The sequence below is a fragment of the Streptomyces sp. NPDC033966 genome (assembly GCF_055575955.1).
This window is the reverse complement of record NZ_JBVIRQ010000012.1, coordinates 51084-73956: the sequence shown is the minus strand read 5'-3', so window position 1 is coordinate 73956 and position 22873 is coordinate 51084. Positions and strand designations below refer to the sequence as shown.

General features: G+C 71.9%; 22 protein-coding genes and 1 pseudogene. 10 read left to right on the top strand and 13 right to left on the bottom strand.

Annotation, left to right across the window (positions count from 1 at the left end):
* Positions 1 to 7: 7 nt before the first annotated feature.
* Together ACZ518_RS29520 and ACZ518_RS29515 are read right to left on the bottom strand one after the other, a co-directional pair.
* Positions 8 to 82, bottom strand: a complete 75-nt coding sequence (locus tag ACZ518_RS29520) for a tryptorubin family RiPP precursor (protein ID WP_350325497.1) — start codon at positions 80 to 82, stop codon at positions 8 to 10.
* Between the two features lie 328 nt (positions 83 to 410).
* Positions 411 to 647, bottom strand: a pseudogene (locus ACZ518_RS29515) (cytochrome P450); the annotation flags it as partial.
* A 153-nt stretch (positions 648 to 800) separates the two neighbouring features.
* On the opposite strand from ACZ518_RS29515, the gene ACZ518_RS29510 reads away from it, so the two are divergent.
* From ACZ518_RS29510 to ACZ518_RS29500, 3 genes are all read left to right on the top strand, one after another.
* On the top strand, positions 801 to 1088 hold the full coding sequence (locus ACZ518_RS29510) for a hypothetical protein (protein WP_469116066.1): 288 nt from the start codon (positions 801 to 803) through the stop codon (positions 1086 to 1088).
* A 268-nt stretch (positions 1089 to 1356) separates the two neighbouring features.
* Complete coding sequence (locus ACZ518_RS29505; RefSeq protein WP_469116065.1) at positions 1357 to 2001, top strand: hypothetical protein; 645 nt, start codon at positions 1357 to 1359, stop codon at positions 1999 to 2001.
* Positions 2002 to 2065: 64 nt separating this feature from the next.
* Entirely contained in the window at positions 2066 to 2938 is an 873-nt protein-coding gene (locus tag ACZ518_RS29500) for an immunity 49 family protein (protein WP_469116064.1), read from the top strand.
* Here ACZ518_RS29500 and ACZ518_RS29495 read toward each other — a convergent pair.
* From ACZ518_RS29495 to ACZ518_RS29475, 5 genes are all read right to left on the bottom strand, one after another.
* Positions 2928 to 3362: a hypothetical protein gene (locus tag ACZ518_RS29495; RefSeq protein WP_469116063.1), complete on the bottom strand. Its 435-nt coding sequence runs from the start codon at positions 3360 to 3362 to the stop codon at positions 2928 to 2930. The genes ACZ518_RS29500 and ACZ518_RS29495 overlap by 11 nt on opposite strands.
* 185 nt (positions 3363 to 3547) lie before the next feature.
* Entirely contained in the window at positions 3548 to 4009 is a 462-nt protein-coding gene (locus ACZ518_RS29490) for an ATP-binding protein (RefSeq protein WP_469116062.1), read from the bottom strand.
* 353 nt (positions 4010 to 4362) lie between these two features.
* Positions 4363 to 5265: an acyl-CoA dehydrogenase family protein gene (locus tag ACZ518_RS29485; RefSeq protein ID WP_469116061.1), complete on the bottom strand. Its 903-nt coding sequence runs from the start codon at positions 5263 to 5265 to the stop codon at positions 4363 to 4365.
* A 6-nt stretch (positions 5266 to 5271) separates the two neighbouring features.
* Positions 5272 to 6426, bottom strand: a complete 1155-nt coding sequence (locus tag ACZ518_RS29480) for an acyl-CoA dehydrogenase family protein (protein WP_469116060.1) — start codon at positions 6424 to 6426, stop codon at positions 5272 to 5274.
* 1 nt (position 6427) lies between these two features.
* Positions 6428 to 7621 (bottom strand): amidohydrolase family protein, encoded by a 1194-nt coding sequence (locus ACZ518_RS29475; RefSeq protein ID WP_469116059.1) that lies wholly within the window; start codon positions 7619 to 7621, stop codon positions 6428 to 6430.
* Between the two features lie 153 nt (positions 7622 to 7774).
* On the opposite strand from ACZ518_RS29475, the gene ACZ518_RS29470 reads away from it, so the two are divergent.
* The 4 genes from ACZ518_RS29470 to ACZ518_RS29455 all read left to right on the top strand — a co-directional run bounded on the left by ACZ518_RS29470 (position 7775) and on the right by ACZ518_RS29455 (position 13040).
* A complete protein-coding gene (locus tag ACZ518_RS29470; protein ID WP_469116058.1) occupies positions 7775 to 9403 on the top strand; it encodes a class I adenylate-forming enzyme family protein in 1629 nt (542 codons plus the stop codon).
* A 308-nt stretch (positions 9404 to 9711) separates the two neighbouring features.
* The gene (locus ACZ518_RS29465; protein WP_469116057.1) at positions 9712 to 9990 is read left to right on the top strand and encodes a hypothetical protein; all 279 of its coding nucleotides are present in this window, start codon (positions 9712 to 9714) and stop codon (positions 9988 to 9990) included.
* 204 nt (positions 9991 to 10194) lie between these two features.
* A complete protein-coding gene (locus ACZ518_RS29460; protein ID WP_469116056.1) occupies positions 10195 to 11649 on the top strand; it encodes a CHAP domain-containing protein in 1455 nt (484 codons plus the stop codon).
* Positions 11650 to 11732: 83 nt separating this feature from the next.
* On the top strand, positions 11733 to 13040 hold the full coding sequence (locus ACZ518_RS29455) for a transglycosylase family protein (RefSeq protein ID WP_469116055.1): 1308 nt from the start codon (positions 11733 to 11735) through the stop codon (positions 13038 to 13040).
* Positions 13041 to 13104: 64 nt separating this feature from the next.
* Here the strand turns inward: ACZ518_RS29455 and ACZ518_RS29450 are convergent, their stop codons facing one another.
* Together ACZ518_RS29450 and ACZ518_RS29445 are read right to left on the bottom strand one after the other, a co-directional pair.
* Positions 13105 to 14331, bottom strand: coding sequence for a zf-HC2 domain-containing protein (locus ACZ518_RS29450; protein ID WP_469116054.1), 1227 nt, complete (start codon positions 14329 to 14331; stop codon positions 13105 to 13107).
* Positions 14328 to 14906, bottom strand: coding sequence for a sigma-70 family RNA polymerase sigma factor (locus tag ACZ518_RS29445; protein WP_007265652.1), 579 nt, complete (start codon positions 14904 to 14906; stop codon positions 14328 to 14330). Before ACZ518_RS29445 ends, ACZ518_RS29450 begins: the two co-directional genes overlap by 4 nt.
* 279 nt (positions 14907 to 15185) lie before the next feature.
* Here ACZ518_RS29445 and ACZ518_RS29440 point away from each other — a divergent pair, with 279 nt between their 5' ends.
* Together ACZ518_RS29440 and ACZ518_RS29435 are read left to right on the top strand one after the other, a co-directional pair.
* A complete protein-coding gene (locus tag ACZ518_RS29440) occupies positions 15186 to 15701 on the top strand; it encodes an EF-hand domain-containing protein (RefSeq protein ID WP_469116053.1) in 516 nt (171 codons plus the stop codon).
* Positions 15702 to 15809: 108 nt separating this feature from the next.
* Entirely contained in the window at positions 15810 to 16778 is a 969-nt protein-coding gene (locus ACZ518_RS29435) for an Imm49 family immunity protein (RefSeq protein ID WP_469116052.1), read from the top strand.
* Positions 16779 to 16820: 42 nt separating this feature from the next.
* On the opposite strand, the gene purU is transcribed toward ACZ518_RS29435, so the two are convergent.
* Positions 16821 to 17696, bottom strand: coding sequence for a formyltetrahydrofolate deformylase (purU, locus tag ACZ518_RS29430; RefSeq protein ID WP_469116051.1), 876 nt, complete (start codon positions 17694 to 17696; stop codon positions 16821 to 16823).
* Between the two features lie 14 nt (positions 17697 to 17710).
* Positions 17711 to 18157, bottom strand: coding sequence for an SCO4402 family protein (locus ACZ518_RS29425; protein WP_469116220.1), 447 nt, complete (start codon positions 18155 to 18157; stop codon positions 17711 to 17713).
* Between the two features lie 196 nt (positions 18158 to 18353).
* Between ACZ518_RS29425 and ACZ518_RS29420 the strand changes: the two genes are divergently transcribed.
* Positions 18354 to 19763, top strand: coding sequence for an ABC transporter substrate-binding protein (locus ACZ518_RS29420; protein ID WP_469116050.1), 1410 nt, complete (start codon positions 18354 to 18356; stop codon positions 19761 to 19763).
* Positions 19764 to 19784: 21 nt separating this feature from the next.
* Here the strand turns inward: ACZ518_RS29420 and ACZ518_RS29415 are convergent, their stop codons facing one another.
* Both ACZ518_RS29415 and ACZ518_RS29410 read right to left on the bottom strand, forming a co-directional pair.
* Complete coding sequence (locus tag ACZ518_RS29415; RefSeq protein ID WP_469116049.1) at positions 19785 to 21365, bottom strand: hypothetical protein; 1581 nt, start codon at positions 21363 to 21365, stop codon at positions 19785 to 19787.
* 80 nt (positions 21366 to 21445) lie between these two features.
* Positions 21446 to 22828 carry a transcriptional regulator gene (locus tag ACZ518_RS29410; protein WP_469116048.1) on the bottom strand — a complete coding sequence of 461 codons (1383 nt, stop codon included), beginning with the start codon at positions 22826 to 22828 and terminating at the stop codon, positions 21446 to 21448.
* Positions 22829 to 22873 lie beyond the last annotated feature (45 nt).

The following is a 22873-nucleotide window of genomic DNA, read 5'->3' as shown; positions in this document are numbered from 1 at the left end:
TGCCGGTCTAGTACCAGAAGTACCAGGCGCTCTTCTTGAGGCTCTTCTGACCGGAAACAGCGTTACGAATGGCAAAAAGCATCTTCATCGCCGTACCCCCTCTCCCAATCCATGGCTTGTGGCCGAATGAAAGGATCACGAACCCCCGCCGGAGGCGTACCGGCGAGGGCCCGTTGAGAATGCGCCGCCACCGTAGGCACTCCGCCGACCCCAAAACAACGCCCCCCTGGCCTTTATGTACGCTCCTACCAACCCCACCCCCCAATTCCAGCCGCCCACCCCCGAGTTCCCGCCGATCTCCCGCCCGAACGAAACCAGCCCGCCCCCTTCCTCCTCCGCGTCCGTCCCTTGGCGGGTGATCTGGACGCGCTGGAACAGGACCGCACGGCCATCGCAGCGACCCCGCCCTGCACGGTTCCGGCCTCGTCGCGCTCGATGGAGCGGCCGCGCAGCGGCTTGAAGGTGGGTCGCTCGGTCTCGGTGGCGCGGCGCGCGGCGAGGATCCGGTCGGCCAGCTCGTGGCCTGCGACGCCGATGGTGTCGGGCTCCAGCCTGAAGGCGTCCTTGCCGGTGTGCTCGCGCAGCAGGGCGGCCAGCCGGGGCACGAACTCCGTGGTCTGCGCAGCCTGAACGGAGGCGATGGACATACGGGAAAGCTTCGATGCAGCCGTCGGTCGGGGCCTCGGTACCGCCCCGGCCGCCGGGCGGCCGGGGCGGGTCTGCCGGTCTGCTGAACTTGAACTCGTGATGTCGGTCAACTCGTGGTGGCGCCTGGCCGTCGTCCGCAGAGGAGAGTGTCAATGGAGGAGCGCTTCAAGGGCTTCCTGAGGACCTACTTGAGCCTTGAGATGGGATACGACACCACCGGATACCTGAGGCCCACCCTTACGGCCTCCAGTGAATCCTATGTCGAATGCGTTCGTGAGGGATTCGAACAGCTTGTGGCGGACGGCTCGTTCGGTCCGGATGAATACGAACAGCTCACCGATATCGAATTCCCCAATCGCGAATCCCTTCACGCCTATCTACGGGACATGTACGACTACCTGTTCAATGCCGCCCCGCAGCAGCCGATTCCGCCTGGCTGAGGCGCCACGTTTGTGATCACGCCTGAGCCCTTGGGGAAATGGTTCTGGGAGCCTTCCCCCTGCTCGACCCCGCGCAGGCCGGCGAGCTCGCCACACCTTCCAGTCGGGTACCTGCCGAAGCACCTGCTGGAACGCAGCTGCGTCGGCGAGTCCGACACCATCAGTACAGGGGGCAGCAGACCGCACCAACGCCTCGTTCGAACCGCGCTTCAACGACGGTTCCATCACTGTCTACCCCACCAATGCCACCAAGCCGCAAGGAAACCCCATGTCGATTCTGATGCGCGCGCCGAAGGAGAGCGGCTCGTGGTTCTGGGATCTCTACGACGTGAGCGAGTCCGGGCTGGAGCCGGCTCTCGCGACCGCCGCACGGATGTCCGCTCTGCTGTCCGCGCACGGTCTGCTCGAACCCCAGGCGCTGGAATGGAGCTGGTTCGAGGTCGGCAAGGGCGGGCTCGGCATCGACAGCGGGCTGAGTCTCATCAGCAGGTCTCTGGACGACGAGAGAACTCGCGGACGAGATCCGCGGTTGCCGACCGGTGGGTCATCCGGGTGCGGAGATGACGGGCTTCGTCGTAGTCGGTCCGGGGACCTGGTACGACGCGGAAGGGACCGCTCGCAACGAAAACCGTCTGGTCGAGCTCCGGGTGTCGCCGGACTCGATCGGGCCCTCCGCAACGCTGTCCGTCCACCACGACGTATGGTCCACCTGCGACTTCCGCGGCAACCCGCACCCCCAGGTGCACCCCGGAACGCGCCCCGCCTTGCTGCGGCACTGCGGGAACTCGATGCGCTCCTGGGGGTCGAGGCCGAGCCGGGGGAACCCACCTATTTCGGCATGCCCAGGGCCTACGGGTTGGAGGATGCTGAACTCATCGACGGCCGTGGGCCGGATCTCACCGATCTAATGTGATCACGTCCGTGCCGGTGACCCACGGCCAAGCTTTCCACGAAGGGCATGAACCTGATTGATCAATATGACTGTGCTCGTCCCCCGGCATGAGCTGCCCCACGGGCTGGAAGGTCGTGCTGAGGAGCTTGACGAGAGCACTGCGGAGGACGTTGAGTGGTTGGAGTCATCGCCCGCAGGCTTCAGGCTGGCCTTCGGCACGGCGATGCTGGCGGCGTTCACGCACTGCGGTGAGGACCCTCGTGCGGCCAACCTGCTTACCTGGGAAGCGTGGGTGACGGCCACGCAGGTCGGTTCTGCCCTCTTCGCTACCTCGACCGCGGCGACCGGCACGGTGAAGTGCCGTATCGCGGACGAGGTTCGGACCATCCAGGCGACCGGGCCCCAGTACCACAGCAATCCGGAGAACTGGATCAACGCCTTCTGGCTGGCGATCGCCTGCGGCGAGCCGGAGCGGATGACGGCTCTGGCCCAAGTGCCCCTGGATCTCCTCCGGGCCTCAGGTGCCGACTGCGACGAGTACGTCTACTCGTGGATCTCGACGCTGCAGACATGGTGGCTTCGTGGCGGCGATCTGGGCAGTCTACTGAGCGCCGCGTTCGACGGTACCGACCCGGAAGGGCTTGAGGAAGGCGATCGGGATCTCGTGCTGCGGATCGTCTACCCCCCGATGAACCTCTTCCTGCGCTACATCACCGGAGACCACGTGCGCTTCAACGAAGCCCTCGCCGATGCGCTCCGGTGGCACAAGGAGTACTGGACGCATGTGGACGGAGGTACGAACACCGGCCACTGCAGCAGCTTCGTCGCCCTCGGCCCCCTCGCCATGGCCTGCCTGGCCCGCGATGCGGGATTCCCCCTGACCGTCGAGTCCGAATACTTGCCAAAGCACCTCATCGCGCGCAGCTGGGTCGGTGAATTCGACACCATCAGTACGTAGTCCAGCCCCCGGGAGGCAGACGCACGACCCCCGACGCGTCCGGGGTGATCGGCTCCGGGTCGGTGTTCTCGTAGAAGCGGAGGGTGCCGAGCGGGGTGTCGGGGGTGGTGAGGTGCGGGGTCAGGGTCTCCAGGAACTGCTCCGCGTCCGGGAGGTTCTCGGTGTGGATCTCCTGGCGGGCCGTGAGGGTCCAGCCGGCGGGGGTACGGGTGAGGTCCGCCGTGCAGGTGCCGCCCACCCGGTACGCCGGGCCGCGTTCCGCCAGCACCTTGAAGGGCGGGGGTACGTACGCGTCCAGGTCCTCGTCGTAGCGGCCGGCGTCCTCGGCGTACGTCTCCATGTGGTCCCGGATCACCGCGAGTACCGGCTCCGGGGTGGAGGCGTCGAGGTCCAGCGCGAGTTCGAGGGCGTAGAGGTCGGCCATGGGGCGGAGCCTACGCAACGGTGAAACCTGCGGGTGGCGGCGTGCTTTCGTGCACGCCCCGAGCGCGGCACGGCAGCCGCCACCCCACGACCCGCACTCGTCAAGGCACAGGACCCTTGGCGTCCCCTCGCGACGAATCGCTCACCACCAGAGTGATCAACAGGTGACGAACCGTCAACACCTCGTTAGAGGTACACGCGCGGTTCCCTCATAAGCCCACAATTTTTCGGAGCCTGCTCTGGAGCCTCCGGCACGCCGCCCGCCGCGCGGTCGATCTCGCACCAGATGCGTTTGCCCGCGCCCTCGCGCTGCCAGCCCCAGCGGTCCGCGAGCCCGTCCACCAGCTCCAGGCCGCGCCCGCCGGTGTCCTCTCCGCAGGCCTGCCGCCTGGCCGGGGCGCGGTCGCTGGTGTCGGCCACCTCGACCCGTACCCCCGGGCCGCCGAACAGCATCCGCAGCACGGCCGGACAGCCCGTGTGCACGACCGCGTTCGTGACCAGCTCGGAGATCAGCAGGATCAGCGTCTCTGCGAGCGGTTCGTCGTCCCCCATCCCCGAGCCCGCCAGCCGGGACCGCGCCCACCGGCGCGCCCGGCCGACCTCGGCGGGGTCGGGTCCTACCTCAAGCTGTACCTGAAGCACCTGCACCGCTCACACCATCCGAACCGGCGGACACTTCGCCTCGCGACAGGATGGGATCACCGACTGTGATCCCCGTGCCGAGCAGCATGGTTGACATACAGTCACCAAAACAAGCGCTTCGGGCATATTCCAGCGCGAAGGAGTAGGCGTGGTGCATACTGTGCGACGCTCACGCCGCTCAACCGCTCGCATCGTGGGAGCGTATCGCGGCACGCCCCCGCGTCCGGGCCGCATCGAGCTGGGCGAAGGACACAAACCGATATCAACTCTCTGTAATCGGACATGCGTCCCGCGCCGTCCCCACCGTGCCCCCGCCGTGCCCCTCCCGTACCCCTCCCCCACCCTCCCGTAACACCCCGCTACGGCGCCGACGACTCCGCCAGCAGCGCCTCCGCGAGCAGTTCCTCCGCCCGCTCCGCCGTGCGCCACTGCTCCGCCCGCACCCAGGCCCGCTTCAGGTGCAGGTGGACGTCCGCCTCCCACGTGAAGCCCATCCCGCCGTGCACCTGGAGGCAGTCCCGGGCCCCCCGCACCGCCGCCCCGTCCGCGAGCAGCTTGGCGGCGGCGATCTCGGCGGGGTCACCGGTGACCGCCGCCGCGTAGACCGCGGTACGGGCCACCTCGGCCCGCACCAGCATCCGCGAGCACAGGTGCTTGACGGCCTGGAAGGCCCCGATGGGCTGTCCGAACTGCTCGCGCTCCCCCGCGTACCGCACCGCCAGCTCCACCGTCCGCCGCGCGCTCCCGACCTGGAGCGCCGCCGTCAGCAGCGCCCCCTCGTCCCGGTATCCGGGAGGGGCCGGCTCCCCGGAGGCCCGCCACAGCGGGGTCAGCGGGTCCGCCGAGCGCACCGGCACCCCGGCCGGGACCTCCGGCATCCCGAGCACGGCGTCCGCCTCCCCCAGGTGGGCCACCAGCGGCCCGTCCAGGTCGAAGGCCGTCACCACCGCCGAGCCCGACGCCGCCCCCGGGACCACTCCGGCGGCCAGGTGGGTGGCCACCAGCGGCCCGGGCAGCAGCACCCGCCCGGCCTCCTCGAAGACGAGCACCGCCTCCGGCAGGCCGAGGCCCACCCCGCCCTCGGACTCCGGGAGCCGGAGGGAGAAGAAGCCCGCCCCGCCCAGCTCCCGCCAGAGCCCCCGGTCCACGGCCCGGCCGCGGGACACCGACTCCCGCAGCGCCTCGCGCCCGTACCGCCCGGCGAGGAGGTCCCGGATGCCCGCCCGCACGTCCCGCTGGTCCTGCGTCAGCCGGAAGTCCACGACCGCTCACCGCCCCTTCGGGAGGCCGAGGATCCGCTCGGCCACGATGTTGTGCTGGATCTGGGAGGTGCCCGCCGCGATGGTGTACGACAGCGAGGAGAGCCGCTCCGCCGTCCACTCCTCCTCCAGGGACAGGGACTCCGCGCCCAGGACCGCCGCGGCCGCCTCGTACAGCTCCTGCCGCGCGTGCGAGTACGCCAGCTTGAAGACGCTGCCGCCCGTGCCCGGGACGCCGCCCGAGCCCTGCGACTCGCTGACGTTCCACTGCGTCAGCCTCCACAGGGCCCCGAACTCCCCGTAGAGCCGGCCCAGCCGGCGGCGCAGCGCCGGGTCGTCCCAGCGGCCGTTCGCCTTCGCGGCCCGGGCCAGCGCGCCCAGCGTCCGCCGGCAGGCGACGACCTCGCCGACGAAGGCGGTGCCGCGCTCGAAGGACAGGGTCACCATCGTGACCCGCCAGCCGTCGTTCTCGGCGCCGACCCGGTCGGCGACCGGCACCCGGACCTCGTCCAGGAACACCTCCGCGAACTCCGCCGACCCGGCCAGGGTGCGCAGCGGCCGGACCGTGACGCCGGGCGCGTCCATCGGCATCGCCAGCCAGGTGATCCCCCGGTGCTTGGGCGCCGCCGGGTCGGTGCGGACCAGCAGCTCGCACCAGTCGGCGACCTCGGCGTGGGAGGTCCAGATCTTGGAGCCGGTGACCACGTACGCGTCCCCGTCGCGCACCGCCCGCGTGCGCAGGGAGGCCAGGTCGGAGCCGGCGCCGGGCTCGCTGAAGCCCTGGCACCACACCTCCTCCCCGCGCAGCACGGGCGGCAGCCAGCGCGCCCGCTGCTCGGCGGTGCCCTCGGCGGCGATGGTCGGGCCGGCGTGCAGCAGGCCGACGAAGTTCGCGCCGACGTACGGGGCACCCGCGCGCTCGGTCTCCTCCAGGAAGATCAGGTGCTGGGTCGGGGTGGCGCCGCGCCCGCCGGCGTCGACGGGCCAGTGCAGGCCCGCGTACCCGGCGTCGTACAGCCTGCGCTGCCAGCCCAGGTCGTACGCGCGCCGGCCGGGCCAGTCGTCGGGCGAGGGCCTGGCGGGCAGCTCGGGCAGCACCTTGGCGAGCCATTCGCGCAGCCGGGCGCGGAAGTCCTGCTCCTCCTCGGTGTGGGAGAGGTCCATGTCAGACCAGGTCCAGGCCGAGCATGCGGATGGCGTTGCCGCGCATCAGCTTGTGGACGGTCTCCTCGTCGAGGCCCTTGACGTGGTCGAGGGCGACCTCCTTGGTGTGCGGGAAGGTCGAGTCGACGTGCGGGTAGTCGGTCTCGAAGGTGGCGTTGTCGCGGCCGACGACGTCCAGCGAGGCGATGCCGTGCTTGTCGCGGAAGAAGCAGCAGAAGATCTGCCGGTAGTAGTACGTGGACGGCGGCTCGGGGATGAGGCCGCGGACCCCGCCCCAGGCGCGGTGCTCCTGCCAGACGTCGTCGGCGCGTTCCAGGGCGTACGGGATCCAGCCCATCTGGCCCTCGCTGTAGGCGAGTTTGAGCGTCGGGAACTTCACCAAGACCCCGCTGAAGAGGAAGTCCATCATCGAGGCCATGGCGTTGTTGAAGCTCAGCGAGGCCTGGACGGCGGGCGGCGCGTCGGGGGAGGCGGCGGGCATCTGGGAGGAGGACCCGATGTGCATGTTGACGACCGTGCCGGTCTCCTGGCAGACGGCGAAGAAGGGGTCCCAGTACCCGGAGTGGATGGACGGCAGCCCGAGGTGGGTCGGGATCTCGGAGAAGGTGACGGCCCTGACCCCGCGGGCGGCGTTGCGGCGGATCTCGGCGACGGCGAGGCCGATGTCCCAGAGCGGGATGATGCACAGCGGGATCAGCCGGCCGCCGCTGTCGCCGCACCACTCCTCGACCATCCAGTCGTTGTACGCGCGCACGCAGGCCAGGGCCACTTCCTTGTCGTGCGCCTCGGCGAAGGTCTGCCCGCAGAAGCGCGGGAAGGTCGGGAAGCACAGGGAGGCCTCGACGTGGTTGAGGTCCATGTCGAGGAGCCGCGCCTTGGGGTCCCAGCAGCCGCGGCGCATCTCCTCGCGGGTGATGCCCTCCAGGGTCATGTCGTCGCGGTCGAAGCCCACGGCGGCGATGTTGCGCTTGTACGGGAACTTCAGGTCCTCGTAGATCCACCAGTCGGTCGGCGGGCCGTCGGGGTCCATGGAGATCACGTACTTGCCGCCGGTGTACTCCAGCTCCCCGATCCCGGCGGTGAGGGCCTTCGGGCCGCGGTCGCGGTACTTCGCGGGCAGCCACACGTCGAAGAGGTGGGCGGGCTCGATCACGTGGTCGTCGACGCTGATGATCCGAGGCAGTTCCAGTGCCATGCGCTCGCGCTCCTTCTCCCCAATCTGATGCATCGTCAGAAACAAGCTAGCCCCGCCACCCCTGGACCGACAAGCGCCGGAGCCCTACGCTCTGCCCTTGATCTGACTCACCGTCAGCTGGCACCCGGCCGGCACGCCCAGGGGAGGTCCGCGATGACGACCACGGAAACGGCGGCGACGGACGACGTGACGGCCCTCGCCACGGAGCTCGGCCGGTCCGCGACCCTGTGGGAGCTCATCGCCCGCCGCGCGGCCCTCACCCCCGGCACCACGGTCCTCATCGAGGCCGCCGAGCAGCCCGCCACCGAGCAGGGCGCCGCCGAGCAGGGTGCCGCCGAGCAGGGTGCCGCCGACCGCACGCTCACCTTCGGCGCCCTGCGCGACCGCGCCGAACGCGTCGCGGCGGGCCTGTACGCCATGGGCGTACGCCCCGGCACCGTCGTCGCCTGGCAGCTCCCGACCCGCATCGAGACCGTCCTGCTCTCGGCCGCCCTCGCCCGGCTCGGCGCCGTCCAGTCCCCCGTGATCCCCTTCTACCGCGACCGCGAGGTCGGCTTCGCGCTGCGCGAGTCCAAGGCGGAGTTCTTCGCCGTACCCGGCTTCTGGCGCGGCTTCGACCACACCGCGATGGCCCACCGGCTCGGCGCCCGCGGGGTCTTCGAGGCGTACGCGAACCTCCCCGACGGCGACCCGGCCGTACTGCCCCCGCCGCCCGCCGACGGCACCTCCGTGCGCTGGATCTACTGGACCTCCGGCACCACCTCCGACCCCAAGGGCGTCCTGCACACCGACCGCTCCCTCATCGCCGGCGGCTCCTGCCTCGCCCACGCCCTGCGCCTGACCCCGGCCGACGTCGGCTCGATGGCCTTCCCGTACGCGCACATAGCTGGGCCGGACTACACGGTGATGCTGCTGCTGTACGGGTTCCCGGCGGTGCTCTTCGAGAAGTTCGCGATGCCGGACGCGCTCGCGGCCTACCGCCGCCACGGCGTCACCGTCGCCGGCGGCTCCACCGCCTTCTACTCCATGTTCCTCGCCGAGCAGCGCAAGGACCCCTCGGTGAAGCTCCTCCCGAGCCTGCGGCTGCTGGCGGGCGGCGGCGCCCCCAAGCCCCCGGAGATCTACCACGCGGTGGTGCGCGAGCTGGGCTGCCAGCTCACCCACGGCTACGGCATGACCGAGGTCCCGATGATCACCATGGGGTCCCCCGACGACACCCCGGAGAACCTCGCCACCACCGAGGGACGCCCCCCGCGCGGCATGTCCATCCGCATCACCACCCCCGACGGCACCCCCCTGCCCGCCGGCACCGACGGCGAGGTCCGGCTGCGCGGCGAGGCCGTCTGCCAGGGCTACCTGAACCGGCCGGACACGGGCGACGAGACCTTCGACGCCGACGGCTACCTGATCACCGGCGACCTCGGCCACCTCACCGGATCCGGCCACCTGGTCCTCACCGGACGCAGCAAGGACGTGATCATCCGCAAGGGCGAGAACATCTCGGCGAAGGAGGTCGAGGACCTCCTCCACCAGCTCCCCGGCGTCGCCGACGCCGCCGTCATAGGCCTGCCGGACGAGGAGCGCGGCGAGCGCGTCTGCGCCGTCGTCGAGCAGCCCCCCGGCGCCGCCCCCCTCACCCTGCCCCAGGTCACCGCGTACCTGCGCGCACAGGGACTCTCCCCGCACAAGCTCCCCGAGCAGCTGGAACTGGTCGACGCGCTGCCCCGCAACGACGCCCTGCGCAAGGTGCTGAAGTACCGGCTGCGCGAGCGCTACAGCTGAACCCGAGCCGGCCCCGAGCGGAGGCTGACACCAAGGTGTCAGGCCGCTTGGTGCCGGTCCGGAAACCTTCCCCGGCCCCTGGCGGCCCAGCAGGATGGTGCTCACCGGAACGGCGGCGGGAACGAAACCCGAAGCCGGGGCCACCGGGGCGAACCGCCCCCGGAAGCCCGGTCAACGCCTTCCGGATCCACCGGAACCAGTAGTCGGCCAGGGGGCACCGCCATGTCGAGAACCACTCAGCTCACCGAACTCCGCACCCTCGCGATCCGCAACGCCGCGGACCGCCCCATCGGGTGGGACTGAGCGGCATGCTCCTCGTCCGACTGCCCCTGATCAGCCACACCGGGGCACCGGGTACGGAGAGCGGGGCGAGCCTCCTCCAGGACGCCCTCTGGGCCCACGCCGGCCCTCAGCACGCCCTCGAACACGTACGGGTACGTCCCCTCCCGGAGGGGATGAGCGTGGCCCTCTTCGTCCGGGCCGAGAACGACGCCCAGGCCCGTGGGAAGGCCCGCGCACTGCTCGCCACCGTCCTCGGGACGGGCGCGGCCCGCCACTACTCGATGGCCCCCCTGATCCCCAACTGACGCACCGCACCACCTCTTGCGCCACCGTCGCCCGGTGCAACCGACCGCTGTTCCTGCAGGGCAGCCGTCCCACGGGCACCACGGTGCGCCCCACGTCTTCCGGCCTCGACCAGGCCTGCCCGCGGCACACGCCCGCGGGCCACCACACCCGAAACTTCCCGGCCCTGACGCCTCGGGCCGCCATGTCCTCTTGGAGACACCACCATGACCGCGCGCCGCTCCTCCCGCATGCTCACCATCGCCCTCACCTCCTTCGTCGCCGCCCCGATGCTGGCCCTCGCCCTGCCCGCGGCCTCGGCGCAGGCCGAGTCCCAGGCGGTCGCCACGATCGCCCGTGCCCAGGTCGGCAACACCTGCGGCGACTACAACTGCCAGTACCCCGGTGCCTGGTGCGCGGAGTTCACCAAGTGGGTGTGGAACAAGGCCGGCGCGAACACCTCCGGCATCAGCGCGGCGGCCGTCAGCATCTACCAGTACGGCAAGAACAAGGGGACGCTGCACAGCACCCCGCAGGTCGGTGACGCGGTCCTCTACGACAGGGACGGCAACCTCAACGACGGCGAGGCCGACCACGTCAACATCGTCGTCGCGGTCGACGGGGACGACATCCAGACGGTCGGCGGCAACGAGAGCGGCGGCGTCCGCTTCCGCTCCTGGTTCAACTGGAAGACCAACTCCAGCCCGGTGGGCGCCGGCCGGGCGCTGGCCTTCATCGGCCCGGCGGGCCTCGCCGAGACCCCCTCGGCCCCGGTCAGCAAGGCCGGTGACCTCTTCCACGCCACCCGCCTCGTCGACGGCAGCTGGGAGGGCTTCGCACCCCTGAACGGCTTCGGCGGCGCGGCCTTCTTCAACGCCTCCCAGGAGTCCATCGCCGCCACCCCGGACGGCTCCACGCAGACCCTCGCCACCGGCAACGACGGCAAGCTCTACCACACCGCCCGTTACGCGGACCGCACCTGGACGGGCTGGTCCCCGCTCTCCGGCTACGACGGCGCCGCCGACTTCGCGGCCAGGGACCAGTCCATGACGGGCATGGGCAACGGCGACGCCAACGTCATGGCGATCGGCAACGACGGGAAGATCTACCAGAACACCCGCTTCAAGAGCGGTACGTGGGCGGGCTGGTCCCCGGTCGGTTCGTGGCAGGCGAAGAAGATCGCGGTCGCCGGCCTTCCCGACGGCTCCACCCAGACGCTGATCATCGGCAATGACGGCAACGTCTACCACGCCGTCCGCTCCGTCGACGGCACCTGGACCGGCTGGAACGCCCTCCCCGGCACCGGCACCGCCACCACCTTCCAGGCCGGCAACATCGCCATCGCGGGCCTCCCCAACGGCGACACCCAGATGCTCGCCACCGGCAACGACGGCCTCGTCTACCACAACATCCGCACCGCAACCGGCACTTGGCAGGGCTGGGCCAAGGTCGACGGATACGGCGGCGCCCCCGGCTTCGCCGCCTCCAGCCTCGCCATCACCGGAATGCCCAGCGGCGACACCCAGATGCTCGCCGTCGGCAACGACGGCAAGACCTACCACGCCGCCCGCTACGCAGCCGGCAACTGGCAGGGCTGGTGGGCCACCGGAATGGGCGCCCAGAAGGTCGCCATCGCCGGCCTCGCCGACGGCAGCGCCCAGATGCTCGCCACCCGCAGCTGAGCACCCGGGCCGGCCCACCACGCCCGGTGGGCCGGCCCCGCCCCGCGCCGCCCTTCCCGCCAAGCCAGAGAGAGACCCCAGCGATGTCCCGTACCGCCGCCCGCCGCCCCCGCCTCGCCGTCATCACCGCCACCGCGCTCGCAGCCGTCGCCCTCTCCACGGCCGGAGCCGGCTCCGCCCAGGCAGCCTCGGTCACCACCTGGGACAAGGTGGCGCAGTGCGAGAGCACCAACAACTGGAGCATCAACACCGGAAACGGCTACTACGGCGGTCTCCAGATCCTGAAGAGCACCTGGGACGCCTTCGGCGGCAGGGCCTACGCCGCCTACCCCCACCAGGCCAGCAAGATGCAGCAGATCCTGATAGCCGAGAAGATCCTCGCCGGCCAGGGTGCCGGCGCCTGGGGCAGCTGCGGTGCGGCCGCCGGGCTGGCCTACGACCACGCGGACCCGTACCCGGGCGACACCGCCCCGCCCGCCCCGGTGAGCAAGGCCGGCGACCTCTACCACGCCACCCGTCTGGTCGACGGCAGCTGGCAGAGCTTCCAGGCGCTGAACGGCTTCGGCGGCGCGGCGTTCTTCAACGCCTCCCAGGAGTCCATCGCCGCGACCCCGGACGGCTCCACCCAGACCCTGGCCACCGGCAACGACGGGAACCTGTACCACACCGCCCGTTACGGCAACGGCCAGTGGACCGGCTGGGCGGCCCTGCCCGGCGTCGGCGGTGCGGCGAACTTCGCCGCGAAGGACCAGGCCATGGCGGGCATGGGCAACGGCGACGCCCAGCTGATGGCGATCGGCAACGACGGGAAGATCTACCAGAACACCCGCTTCAAGAGCGGCTCCTGGGCCGGCTGGACGGGCGTCGGCTCCTGGCAGGCCAAGAAGATCGCGGTCGCCGGTCTCCCCGACGGCTCGACGCAGACCCTGATCGTCGGCAACGACGGGAACCTCTACCACGCCGTCCGTGCCGTCGACGGCACCTGGACCGGCTGGAACGCCGTCGCCGGCACCGGCACCGCCACCACCTTCCAGGCCGGCAGCATCGCCATCGCGGGCCTGCCCAACGGCGACACCCAGATGCTCGCCACCGGCAACGACGGCCTCGTCTACCACAACATCCGCACCGCAACCGGCACTTGGCAGGGCTGGGCCAAGGTCGACGGATACGGCGGCGCCCCCGGCTTCGCCGCCTCCAGCCTCGCCATCACCGGAATGCCCAGCGGCGACACCCAGATGCTCGCCGTCGGCAACGACGGCAAGACCTACCACGCCGCCCGCTACGCAGCCGGCAACTGGCAGGGCTGGTGGGCCACCGGAATGGGCGCCCAGAAGGTCGCCATCGCCGGCCTCGCCGACGGCAGCGCCCAGATGCTCGCCACCCGCAACTGATCCCCACCACCCCGTACGCGGCTCCGGACCACCGGAGCCGCGTACGCGTGCTTCCCCGCCTCCGCTACAGCCGGCTCAGCGACGCCGCCGCGAAGAGCACGTCGCGGATCGCCTCCCGGTCGCCGGTCTGGCCGACCGCGGCCTCCTCCGGGGAGATGTGCCCGGCGGCCAGCTGGCAGAACTCCAGGCCGTCCAGCGCGACTTCGGCCACGGTGTGCTCCCGCGAGGGCTTCGCCGCCGGGGAGTCCAGGGCGATGTCCCAGCCGCCCCCGCCCGCACCCTCGATCTCCAGGTGCAGGGTCCGCCCCGGAGCGCCCGCCGCGACCAGGCCGCGCGCCGGCGCCGCCAGTCCCGAGCGGCGCCGGCCGGCCAGGGCGCCGGGCAGCAGCCGGGCCGCGAGGTCGATCATCCGGTGCAGGTGCGGCCCCGAGGGCGGCTCGTACGGGTAGTCCACCGCCTCCGCGATGTCCCAGGCGTGCACCCAGCACTCGAAGGCCCGCTCCAGGAAGGCGTCCCCCAGCGGCAGCGCGAACCCCCCGTAGTCCACGGCCAGTTCGGCCACGCCCCGGCCCGCGAAGGACACCGTACGGACCAGCGTGTGCCCCTGGGCCCGCCAGGGCTCGCGGACCTGGCGGGTGACGGGGGAGTGGGAGGAGTTCCAGAAGTGCTCGGTGCGGTCGGCCGGGCCGCCCGGCGGCGCCTTGGGGCCCAGCGGGTCGTCCAGTCCCAGCGCGGTCGCGATCAGCCCGTCCACCGTGAGCAGGTGCCCGATCACCCCCGCGACCGTGGTGCGGTGCGAGCGCCGGCGTTCCTCCTCGAACCACTTCAGCCGCACCGGGGTGTGCCACTCCGAGTCGCCGAAGTCCCGCAGCAGCGCGTCGAGCCGGGCCGTCTCGGTGTCGTACGGGTTCGCCCACACCGGCACGGGGATGCGGGCGGGCCGCTTGCCCAGGCAGTCCTCCAGCACCCGCGAGCGCAGCAGCGGCTTGAGGTCGAGGCTCTCCTCCGGGTGCAGCAGGCCCACCGCGTCACGCAGCCGCAGCGCCTCCTCGGCGCAGGGCGCGCACTCGGTGAGGTGGTCCTCGACGGCCTGGGTCTCCTCCGCGGAACAGGCGGCGAGCGCCCACGCGCCGAGCAGGGACTTCAGTACGGCGTGCGAAGGCGGTGCGGGCGGGAGGGTCTCCGGGGCTTCCAGGTCGTCACCGGCCGTGCGGGGACCCGGTATCCGTGCGCGACCGGCCGCCCGCTGCTCGTACGCGTCGTCGGGGGTGTCTTCGGAGGGTCCGGTCATCGGGGCGTTCCGTATCCGCGTGGGCCGTATCCGGGCGGGGCGGTGTCCTCCCGGGGGAGGACGTTGGCGGTCGACAGCAGCTGGAGGCCGAGCCGCAGCCGGCGCCGTGCCTCGTCCTCGCTGATCTGGAGGTCGGCGGCGGCCTGGCGGTAGTCGCGGCGCTTGAAGTACGCCAGCTCCAGGGCGGCCCGCAGCGGCGCGGGCATGGAGGTGACGATGTAGTCCGCGCGGGCGGCCGCGTTGGCGCTGCGCACCTTCTGTTCCAGTTCCTCGCGCGAGCCGCGGCCCAGTTCGGCCTGGCGCAGCCGGGCGACGGCCTGGCCCTGGGTGATCCGGGCGACCCAGGAGCGCATGGAGCCCTGCTTGGGGTCGTAGGCGTCCGGGTTCTCCCAGATGTAGCCGAAGACCTCGCGGGTGATGCGGTCCGCGGCCTTCTCGTCCCCGAGGACCCGGTGGGCCAGGCTGTGGACCAGCGAGGCGAAGCGGTCGTAGAGCTCCCCCAGCGCCGCGGCCTCACCGCGGGCGAGGCGCTGCTGCATGCGACGGTCCCAGCGCGGTGGAACGTCCTTCGCCATCGTGCCTCCAGCCGTGTGTCGACCCGTCAAATGTAGTGGGCAACGGATGGAACGCGCCGGTTTTGCGAGAACCTCCCCCCGGAAGCGGGACCCCCGTGCTACGCGGTCGCGTTGGTACACCTGTACGCGCCCCGGCGCGCTCCCCGTGCGCGGGTTCGATGCGGCCACCTCCTTGACCGCTTCGCTTAACCCGCAGGCCCCGTAGGCCTTACGCTCCTGCCTGTCTTGATCTCAACCCCGACCACAGCCCCAACGCACACGTGAAGGCGGAAGCCGAACATGGACAGCGCAGAGTACGAGCGCAAGATCGCCGCCCGATTCGCCACCTTCGACCAGGACGGGTCCGGCTATATCGACCGGGAGGACTTCAGCACGGCGGCGAGGGCCGTGCTGGCCGAATTCGGTACGGCCGCGCGCTCGGAGAAGGGCCAGGCCGTCTTCTACGGGGCCGAGGCGTTCTGGCAGGGAATGGCCGGGATCGCCGACGTGAACGGCAACCAGCGCGTCTCGCGCGAGGAGTTCGTCACGGGGGCGGCGAAGCGGCTGCGGGACAACCCGGAGCGGTTCGCGGAGATCGCCCGGCCGTTCCTGGCGGCGGTGATCGCCGTGGCGGCCGGGGACGGCGCGGGCGCGAGCCCCGCGGCGGCGGCCCGCGTGCTGCGCGTCCTCGGCACCGAGCCCGCCCTGGCCGCCCAGGTGGCGGCGGCCCTGGACGCGGACGGCGACGGCCGCATCTCGGAGGACGAGATCCTCAAGGCCTTCGCCGGCTACTGCGGCGTCGACCCCGACGCCTGAGGCCCGAAGCCCGCTCGGCAACAGCCCGGGGCCGTCCCCCCGGGCACTGTCCGAGCGCGCTGATAGCGTGCCGCCACCAGCCGGAACGATCATGGGAGGCGGCTCGGCATGCAGGACGTACGGGAAGTGGCACGGCACTCGGTGGGCGAAGAGCGGACGGCCCAGGCCCTCCACGACATCGTGCTGCGGACCTGGATGCGCCACGGCCGCCTGGAAGCCGACCCGTCCCCCGAGCGGCTGCGGAGCCTGTCCGAGGAGATCCTCGACCACGTCGCCGCCCGCACCACGGAAGGCGGGCGGCTCGGCGAGGAGGCCCGTACCGCGCTGCACACCGCCGCGGAGTGCGCCATGGGCGGCCTCGGCATCGGCTGTTTCCCGGACGGCGACCAGGAGGTACCGCTCCCGCTGATCGGCGAGGAGCTCAGCAGCGAGGACCTCGACTTCGGGAGCGCCGTCACCGCCGCCCCCACCGCCCGGACCTGGCTCGACGCCTTCGAGACCACGGTGGCCAGCGGCCTGGTGTGGGACTGGCGGAAGGTCATCGGCCTGCTGCTGCGCAACGACTACGCGCCCGCCGTCCGCGACGGGGTGCCGTACTCGCCCCACACCTCGCACTCGGAGCCCAGGGACCTCGCCGCGATGGACGCCCTGTGCGGCTACCTCACCGAGAGCACCAGCCACCTGCCCAGCGGGTGGCCGACCGTGCCCCTGTGCAAGCCGGACGCCGCCGCGCGCGCCGCCGCGGCCGCCGGGCTGGACGCCGCCGGGCCGCTGACCGCGGACCAGCGGCTGCTGCGCGTACTCCTCGACGACGACCAGCCGGCCTTCGAGGCGGCCCTCGCGGAGCGGCTCACCGCCCACCGCGAGAGCGCGGCGGCCGAGGCCGACCCCGCGCCCCGGACCCTGCTGCCGCTGGGCCCGCTGGCCCTGGCCGCCCTCGCGGTCCAGACGCACCAGTGGGAGCTCGGCGTCCGCTCCGGCTACCTGCCGCCGGAACTGCTGGGCTTCACCGACGCGATGCGCCTGGCCGGGCAGACCCAGAAGAACGGGCTGGGCGGCTGGGTCGCCGCCCAGTAGGGCACCGGGGGCACGCCGCCCGGGGGCGTGCCCCGTCCCCGGCTACGCGAAGACGACGGTCCGGGAGCCGTTCAGCAGTACGCGGTGCTCGCTGTGCCACTTCACGGCGCGCGCCAGCGCCTGGCACTCCACGTCGCGGCCGATGGCGACCAGCTGGTCCGGGGTGACCTCGTGGCCGACCCGCTCGACCTCCTGCTCGATGATCGGGCCCTCGTCGAGGTCGGCCGTCACGTAGTGGGCGGTGGCGCCGATCAGCTTCACGCCGCGCGCGTGGGCCTGGTGGTACGGCTTCGCGCCCTTGAAGCTCGGCAGGAAGGAGTGGTGGATGTTGATGATCCGCCCGCTCAGCTCCTTGCACAGGGTGTCCGACAGCACCTGCATGTAGCGCGCGAGCACCACCAGCTCGACGTTCTGCTCGCGCACCAGCTCCAGGAGCCGTGCCTCCGCGTCCGCCTTGGTGTCCTTGGTGACCGGGATGTGCACGAAGGGGACGTCGTACGAGCCGACCAGCTCGGCGAAGTCGGTGTGGTTCGAGACCACCGCCGCGATCTCCACCGGCAGCGCGCCGATCCGGGAGCGGAACAGCAGGTCGTTCAGGCAGTGCCCGAACTTCGACACCATCAGCACAATCCGCATCCGCTCGTCCGAGCGGTGGATCTGCCAGTCCATCCGGAAGGAGTCACCGATCGCGGCGAAGCTGGCGCGCAGCTTCTCCACCGTCACAGCGGGCTCGGCCTCGAAGTGCACCCGCATGAAGAAGAGCCCGGTCTCCCGGTCTCCGAACTGCTGACTGTCCACGATGTTGCAGCCGGTCATGAAGAGGTAGCTCGACACGGCGTGGACGATGCCCTGCTTGTCGGGGCAGGAGACGGTCAGGACGTACTGGGCCTGGGCCTGGGCCTGTGGGTGTGCGCTCATGACGGCACAGCCTTTCACACCACTCGGGTCAGCATTTTCAGCACGTCGACGGAGCTCGGCCGGTCGTCCGGGTCCTCCCCGTCCGCCGTCGACATCCGTACGTGCGCCTCGCGCGCCGCCCGGACCGCCTCGGGCCAGTCCTGGTGGCCGATGTACGCGGAAACGGGGGCGTCGGGGCCGATCTGGTGCAGGATCCGCAGCACCCGCAGCACGGCGTGGTCGACCAGGGCCGCCTCCTGCGCGTCCCGGAAGATCGTGCCGACGTACTTGTCGGCGGACCAGCTGTCGAGCCAGGTGTCCTCGACGAGCCGGTACACGGCGTCGGTGACGTCGCCGTACCCTTCGACGCCCGCCGCCCAGACCTCGTCCTGGAACACCGGGTCGGAGAGCATGTGCAGCGCCGAGCGCACATTGCTGCGCCAGCGCCACCACGGCATGTCGTTGAGGGGCATGCCGCCCATGGTGGAGGAGCGGCCGCCGCGGCGGGAAGAGTTCTTCGAACCTTGGGCGAATGTCACGCTTTCGATCGTACGTTCCCGACCGGTGCGATCTTGAAGCACCTGTACGTGACCGCTCCCCTGCAATTCACCTCGACGTCACCGTTTGTTGTGTCCATCTCATCGCCGAGTTACCCACGGGGCGGAAGGGTCGGTGGACATGACCAATCACCGACGCGCAACTCCCCTGTCCCGCCTGCTTATTGCCACGGTGACGGGCGCGTGTCTCACCACGGCGTGCGGGGTGGTCCCCGGTGGGCCGGGGGGCTCCGGGGACTCCCTCACGGTCATGACCTTCGCACCCATCGGAACCAAAGCGACCAATATGGCCGGAATGCCGGGCATGGCCAAGGCCTACGAACGCTGGGTGAACGCCAACGGCGGCATAAAGGGCCGCAAACTGCGCGTGCTCACCTGCAACGAGAAGAACACCCCCACGGGCGCCGCCGACTGCGCCCGCAAGGCCATCACCGAGAAGGCCGTCGCCGTCGTCGGCTCCTACAGCCAGCACGGGCGCGCCTTCATGGCCCCGCTGGAGGCCGAGGGCATCCCCTTCATCGGCGGCTACGGGGTGTCCCCCGAGGAGTTCCAGAGCACCCTGTCCTACCCGGTCAACGGCGGGCAGCCCGCGCTGCTCGCCGGGGCCGGCCACCAGCTCGGCAAGGCCTGCTCCCAGGTCTCCCTGGTCCGCCCGGACACCCTCGCGGGTGACACCATGCCGGTCCTGCTGAACGCGGGGCTCAAGGCCAACGGCATGCCCGAGGCCGACGACATCCGGGCGGCCGAGGACTCCGCCGACTTCAAGCCGCAGGCCCGCGAGGCGCTGACCGGCACCTCGACGGCCCCGGCGGCCCCGGCCGCCACACCCGCCACGACCACGACCCCCGCGACGACCCCGGCCACGCCTTCCACGCCCTCCCCCTCCCCGGCCAAGGACCCCAAGGACTCCAAGCCCGCGAAGGCCCCGGCCGCCGACACCGCCAAGGACAAGAGCTGCGTGACGGCCGTCCTCGGCGAGCGCACCGAGATCTTCTTCGACGCCTTCCGCCGCGTCGACACCCAGCACAAGACGCAGATCTCCTCCGTCCTCGGCAGCATCAGCCAGGCCCTGGTGGACCGCACCGGCGGCAAGGACAGCCCCTTCGAGGGCGCCTACGTCACCAGCTGGTACCCCGTGTCCACCGACCCCCTGTGGGCGCCGATGCGCAAGGTGATCGCCGAGCAGGCCTTCGGCGACGACACCGTGGACCCCGACGACAGCGGGGCCCAGACCACCTGGATCGCGTACAGCGTCCTCAACCAGATCGTCCAGCGGTTCAAGAGCGACGAGGAGATCACCGCCCGCAAACTGACCCGGGCCCTCAACCAGTCCCCGGGCGTCCAGACCGGCAACCTCACCCCCGAGCTGAGCTGGCGCTACCAGGACATGCGCGCCGTCGCCGGGTTCCCGCGCCTGGTCAACGGCCGGGTCAGCTTCCAGACCGTCCTGTCGGGCCGCCTGGTCGCCCAGCTCGGCGAGCAGAACCTGGACATGACCCCGACCCTGGAACAGGCCCCCCGCTCGGCCTGACCCGGGCGGGGCGGCCGCCCGTCACAGCTGGGACTTGTCCCGCTTCGTGAGGCCGTACTTGGCGGCGATCGTGTTCCACATGGTCGCCGCCGACTCCTTTGACCTGGTGGCCTCGGCGCTGGACTTGTTGCCGTCCTGCGCGTCGTCCGTCACCTTGGCCTTGCCGTCCTTGCAGCCGCCCTTGTCGTGGCCGGCGTCCTCCGCCCAGTCCGCGTAGCTGTTGTCGGCGTCCGCCGAGGCCTTCCACGCCTTGGTCAGGCTCGCCGAGAGCCGGGCGTTGTTCGGGAGCAGGTCGATCTTGAGCTCCTGGAGCCGGGTGACCAGCCCCTCGCGCTGCTGGGCGGCCTCGCGCAGGTCCTGGGCCGCCTGCCCCAGGTTCTTGCAGTCCTTGATGTCGTCCACGGCCTTGATCACCGAGGTCCGGCTGTCGCTGGCGTCCGCGAGCAGCTTGTCGAGCTGGACGGCCTGCGGGCGGGCCGGGTCCACCGCCTCCTCACCCGGGGCCGCGCCCGAGTTCGCGGAGCCGCTCGCGGCGGGGGCCACCGCGCCCGGGTCGGTGTTCTGGGCCTTGCCGTCGCTGAGCAGGGCGCCCACCCCGAGCCCGGCCACGACCAGCCCGAACACCGACGCCGCGATGACGACCGGCGGGATCCGGCGCGCGGGCGCGGGTTCGGGCGGCGGGGGCGGCGGCGCGTACTGCTGCTGGTGCTGGGGCTGGGGCTGCTGGGGAGGCTGCGGCTGCTGCGCCCGGCGCGACCCGTACCGCTGCGGCGGTGCGGGCGGCGGGGTCCGGCGGGGTCCCGGGTCGGGGACCGGCGGCAGCTGCTGGGTGTGCCCGGCGGCATCGGCGTCGCCGTCGGCCCGGAACAGCGCGTCGAAGCCCTCGGCGGCGTTCGCCGCGGGGGCCGCGCCGCCGGGGACGGGCGGGATGTACTGCGTCGCCTGCTCGTGCGGATCCGCCGGGACCGGCGGGATGTACTGCGTCGCCGCGTCGGCCGCGGCGGCGGGGACCTGGGCCATGTGCTGCGTGGCCTGCTCGTGCAGACCGGCGGCCGGGACGGGCGGGATGTACTGGGTCGCCTGCTCGTGGGGCGCCCCCGGACCCGCCGGGACCGGGGCGATGTACTGCGTCGCCTGCTCGTGCGGGGCCGCCGGGACGGGCGGGATGTACTGCGTCGCCTGCTCGTGGGGCGCCGACGGCACCGGCGGGATGTACTGCGTCGCCTGCTCGTGCTCCGCCGACGGCACCGGCGGGATGTACTGCGTCGCCGCGTCCGGCAGCGGCGGGTAGCCGTAGCCGTGCGGGTCCCCCGGCCCCTCGAAGCCCGGGCCGACGACGTGGCCGGCCGGCGGCGGGTAGCCGTACGCGGGCTGCCCGGGCTGCGGCGGCGGCTCGTACGCGGACTCGTACGGCCCCGAGTACTGCTGCGGGGCCGGCGCCGCCTGCGGGTCCTGCCCGGGCGGGTACCCGTACGCCGGGGGCGTGCCCCACGCCTCGCCGGGCTGCGGCCCCGGCTGCTGCGGGTAGCCGGGAGCAGGCACCGGCTGTGCCTGATGCGGCGTCCCGGGCTGGGGGACGCCCCCTTGTCCGTTCTCCGTCACCGGGACTCCTTCTGCCTTCTCCGACCGGTCCGAACCCACGGAACCGTCGGATCACGCTACCCGGTAACGCCGTGATCACGTCAGGCCGCCTGAACCTCCAGCCTCGCCCCGAACTCCCGGACGGCCGGTTCCTCCCGGTACGGCTCCAGCCGCGCCCGGAAGCCGTCCAGGTACTCCGCACCCCGGCGCGAGCGCAGCGAGCCCAGCAGTTCGGCGGCCTTCGTCGCCGTCTGGCAGGCCTGCTCCACCTCCCGCTGCTGCACCTGCGAGGCCGCCAGCAGCAGCAGCCCGATCGCCCGGCGGCGCGCCTTCGCCGCGGGCAGGTGGCGCAGGGCCTCCTCGGCGCGGCGGCCCGCAGCGTCGGCCTGCCCGAGGTCCCGGTGGCAGTGCGCCAGCTCGTCCGCCAGGTAGGCCTGGTCGAAGTGGCGGATCCACACCGGGTCGTCGCCGGACTCCGGCTCGGCCCGCTCCAGCGCCGTCACCGCCCGCCCCGACAGCACCGCCGTGGCCCGGGCGTCGCCCAGCAGCGCGTGCCCGCGCGCCTCGGCGGCGTAGAACATCGCCTCCGCCCGCGGGGTGACCTGCCCCCGCGTGCCCTCCTGCGCGGCCCGCGCCAGCTGCGCGATCTCCCGCGGGTTGCCCAGCTCGGCCGCGAGGTGGCTCATCGACGCGGCCAGTACGTAGCCCCCGTACGCGCGGTCGCCCGCCGCCTGGGCCATCCGCAGGGCCTGGATGTAGTAGCGCTGGGCCAGACCCGGCTGCCCGGTGTCCACCGCCATGTAGCCGGCCAGCTCGGTCAGCCGGGCCACCGCCGCGAACAGGGCCCGCCCGACCGGCTCCCGGTACGAGCCCGAGATCAGCCCCGACACCACGGAGTTGAGGTAGTGCACCACCACGGGCCGCACGTGCCCGCTGCCGAAGCGGTGGTCGAGGTCGGTCAGGGCCTCGGTGGTCGCCCGTACCGCCTCCACGTCCGGCATCCCCACCCGTGCCCCGCCGCTGCGCGCCACCTGCGGGTCGGCGCCGGTGATCAGCCAGTCGCGGCTCGGCTCGACCAGGGCGGAGGCCGCCACGCTCGACCCGGAGAGGAAGTCACGGCGCCCCACGTCGCTGCGCCACAGCTCGCTGACCTGCTCGATGGCGCCGATGACGGTCGGCGAGAACTGCAGGCCCACCCCGGAGGCGAGGTTCTTCCCGTTGGCCATGCCGATCTCGTCGATGGTGACGGTCCGGCCCAGCTTGCGGCCGAGGGCCTCGGCGATGATGCCGGGAGCCCGGCCGCGCGGCTGCTGGCCGCGGAGCCAGCGGGCGACCGAGGTCTTGTCGTAGCGGAGGTCGAGGCCGTGCTCGGCCCCGCACATGTTGACGCGCCGTGCGAGCCCGGCGTTGGAGCACCCGGCTTCCTGGATGAGCGCCTGCAGCCGTTCGTTCGGCTGGCGCGCTACGAGAGGCCTGGCTGCCATGAAAACCCCCTGAGGCCGCGGGTGATCGTTCGAATGATCACTTCC